Source organism: Micromonospora andamanensis (assembly GCF_016863495.1).
Taxonomy (GTDB): Bacteria; Actinomycetota; Actinomycetes; order Mycobacteriales; family Micromonosporaceae; genus Micromonospora; species Micromonospora andamanensis.
The window spans coordinates 1-2619 of the sequence record NZ_BOOZ01000100.1; the positions used below are offsets into that span (position 1 = coordinate 1).

General features: G+C 65.3%; 4 protein-coding genes. 1 reads left to right on the top strand and 3 read right to left on the bottom strand.

Going from position 1 to position 2619, the window contains the following annotated elements; translation table 11 throughout:
- Positions 1 to 189: 189 nt before the first annotated feature.
- Positions 190 to 543, bottom strand: coding sequence for a DUF1801 domain-containing protein (locus Van01_RS32605; RefSeq protein WP_204015796.1), 354 nt, complete (start codon positions 541 to 543; stop codon positions 190 to 192).
- Positions 544 to 837: 294 nt separating this feature from the next.
- Here Van01_RS32605 and Van01_RS32610 point away from each other — a divergent pair, with 294 nt between their 5' ends.
- Complete coding sequence (locus Van01_RS32610) at positions 838 to 1266, top strand: DUF7919 family protein (RefSeq protein ID WP_204015798.1); 429 nt, start codon at positions 838 to 840, stop codon at positions 1264 to 1266.
- 562 nt (positions 1267 to 1828) lie between these two features.
- Here Van01_RS32610 and Van01_RS32615 read toward each other — a convergent pair.
- Together Van01_RS32615 and Van01_RS32620 are read right to left on the bottom strand one after the other, a co-directional pair.
- Positions 1829 to 2188, bottom strand: a complete 360-nt coding sequence (locus Van01_RS32615) for a hypothetical protein (protein ID WP_239099448.1) — start codon at positions 2186 to 2188, stop codon at positions 1829 to 1831.
- 135 nt (positions 2189 to 2323) lie between these two features.
- Positions 2324 to 2509, bottom strand: a complete 186-nt coding sequence (locus Van01_RS32620) for a hypothetical protein (protein WP_204015800.1) — start codon at positions 2507 to 2509, stop codon at positions 2324 to 2326.
- Positions 2510 to 2619 lie beyond the last annotated feature (110 nt).

Here is a 2619-nt window from a genome sequence, read left to right on the forward strand (position 1 = left end):
ATCTCAATCGACTGGCGCATACCGCCGCCCGAACATCCTCAACTGCCGCCGACCGGGCGACACAGAACGTGACCAAGGGTGGCGGCATCCAACATGCGGTCGTGCCGAGGTGAGCGCACATGCCGTTGCCTCGGCCCGCCCCGGGACGAGGTGCGGTCCCCCTTTTCCCGGGACGGGGGGAGCAGACGATCAGTCGACCACGGAGCGGACGATCTCGGCGATGCGCCTCTCAGTGACGGCATCCACCGTCTCGAAGTACCACGCGGCCGGCATCAGCCCCCCGTCCGCGCCGCCTGCCGCGCGGAAGGCTGCCTTCTCGGTGATCGCGAGGTTCAATCGTTCGTCCATGCGCAGCGTGACGAGCGCGGGTGTGCTCGCCGACTTCGCGTAGGCGGGCATGCCGTACCAGATGCGCGGCTTCAGAGTTGGGGCTGCGGCCATGATGATGTCGTGCACCCGCTGCATCGTCGAACGGGTCGGCTCGTCCATCTTCGAGATCCTGTTGGCCACCTGCGTCAGGTTCTTCTCGTCCTTCGACGACATGTCATGTCCTTTCGTCTGCCGATGTCGGGCACCGGCGGTATGAAGTCGGCGCAACAGTGCGCCGCACCCCACCCGGACATGTCCTGAGCTGCTCAGGTCTCTCCGCGATGATTCACGTGGTCTGTCACGTGGAAGCGCAGTCGGTGGCGGACCACCGCAGTCAGGCTAACGGATCCGCCGTGGCGTGGCCGTCCGGATCTGCCACCGACCGGACGTCACAGAACGTGACCAAGGACGGCGGCGTCCAGCGCGATCGTGCCGACGAGCGCGTATACGTAGAGTGTGGCGGGTGCGATGATCGAGCGCGTGACGTACATCCCGGATTTGGCACCCTATGACTACCACCCGGGAGCTCCTGACGCCGTCGCCATCGGTTGGCTGGATCGGAGCATGCCCTTTACTGCAGGAGCCTGCCCGCCAGGCGTTCAAGATCGCTTGGTGAGCCTCGGCGTCAGACCAGTACGTCTCATGCGTGGATACCACTACTGCCAGTTCTGCCTGGCGGCGGTCGAGCCTCAGCACGCGATTCGGGCGGACATGCGGCTCCGCAAAAGTCCCGATGTTGCCCGCGGGAACGGCGAGATCTGGCTCACCGGAGTGGACGGGACGAACTTCGCTGCACCGGCGCTGATCGGCCACTACGTTGAAGAACATCACTACCTGCCACCTGACGGCTTCATCGAGGCGGTTCGGACCGGTGTCCCCACCCCCGGCGTCGCATAGCGGGAATCCGGCTTCTGCCGCACTCAACCGGCAAGTGAAGGTCAGCCGGATCCGCACCGGAGGGCCGCGTAGACGCAGAGTGGCCGGTGGACGTCGCGTACGCATAAGGGCGATGGCCTTGTGCAACTGCCGGAACTCGTGGAGGTGGTCTATCGCCAGGCCCTCGAGCGCTGTCGATAACCGGGTAACCGTCTGCGTCTCGGGCTGCGTCGGCCATCAAACCATCCTGCCCCGCCGAGCGCGGTCAGTTCAGCGGGACCTTCGGCTCGACACTATCGTCGCGCGGAGAGTTACCGAATCTGCCGCCAACCGTGCGTCACAGAACGTGACCAAGGGCGGCGGCATCCAACATGCGGTCGTGCCGAGTTGAGGACGCTCATCCTTGCGAGCCGACGGCGTGATGATGTGGCCCCCCTGCTCAGCGAACTGTCGCCCGCAGCGCTTCCTCGTACTGGAGGCGATCGAAGGTGACGGGAAGCAGTTCCTGGTAGCCCCAATCACGATGCCCGGTGCGATAGCCAGACCAGTTGACCGTGTGCTCAGCAACCGTGACCATCGCGGCTCAGTCGAACCAGTTGAACAGCAGGTCACCGAGCCGACTTGGCTGGTGGTAGGCGACATCCCGGCGTTCTTCTTCGGTCAGAAGATGTAGGTGCCGCTCGTGGAGCGGCTGATTCAGCTCTGCCCTGGTGGCGACCAGGAAGACCGCGGCGTTGAACAGGATGCTCAACGGCTTGGCATCACGCCGTCGCACCCCGACCCGGTAGTGGTTTCGGCCGACCGTCGGCTCCTCGACCGACGTCGTGACCATACCGTGCAGTGCCCTGGCGCTGTCGTACACCATGGCCAGCCAGGTGGCACCAGCCGCCCGATCCAGGTGCGGCCAGGTCACTCCCGCCTGCACCAGATGGATGATCTCCACGCACAGATCATCCGATATTCGGCACGTTGCCGGGCAACCTGTCGGAGCACGCCCGCACCGAGGGGACTGCGCCAGCTCCACCCCTGCCGCACCGACAGTTGGGCTGCTGAACTGCCGGGAAGGTCAACGGTCGGGCTATCGTTCCTGGCGTTTCGGGGCACGGATGGCGGCCTCCAACCGCAGGCCGGTCCCGACGAGTACGAGCAGCCAGGCCAGCGTAAAGGGACGGTCGGTGGTTGTGCCGAGAGTCAACAGGGCGATGAGCAGTCCGACCACGATTGCGGCGGTACCGACGTTCCGGAGGGTGATGGTGGTCAACACGCGGCTGAGTTTGCCAGGGCACGTGGCCGTGCAGTCATCCGGACGCACTGATCTGCCGCAACCGGCGCGCCGTCCTTGCTGCTCCTTCGTGCCGTGGCCCGCGTAATTTG

Coding starts and splice junctions, on each gene's coding strand:
- Van01_RS32605 (WP_204015796.1), bottom strand. CDS start 543: ATGTCGTCGAAGGACGAGAAGAACCTGACGCAGGTGGCCAACAGGATC.
- Van01_RS32610 (WP_204015798.1), top strand. CDS start 838: ATGATCGAGCGCGTGACGTACATCCCGGATTTGGCACCCTATGACTAC.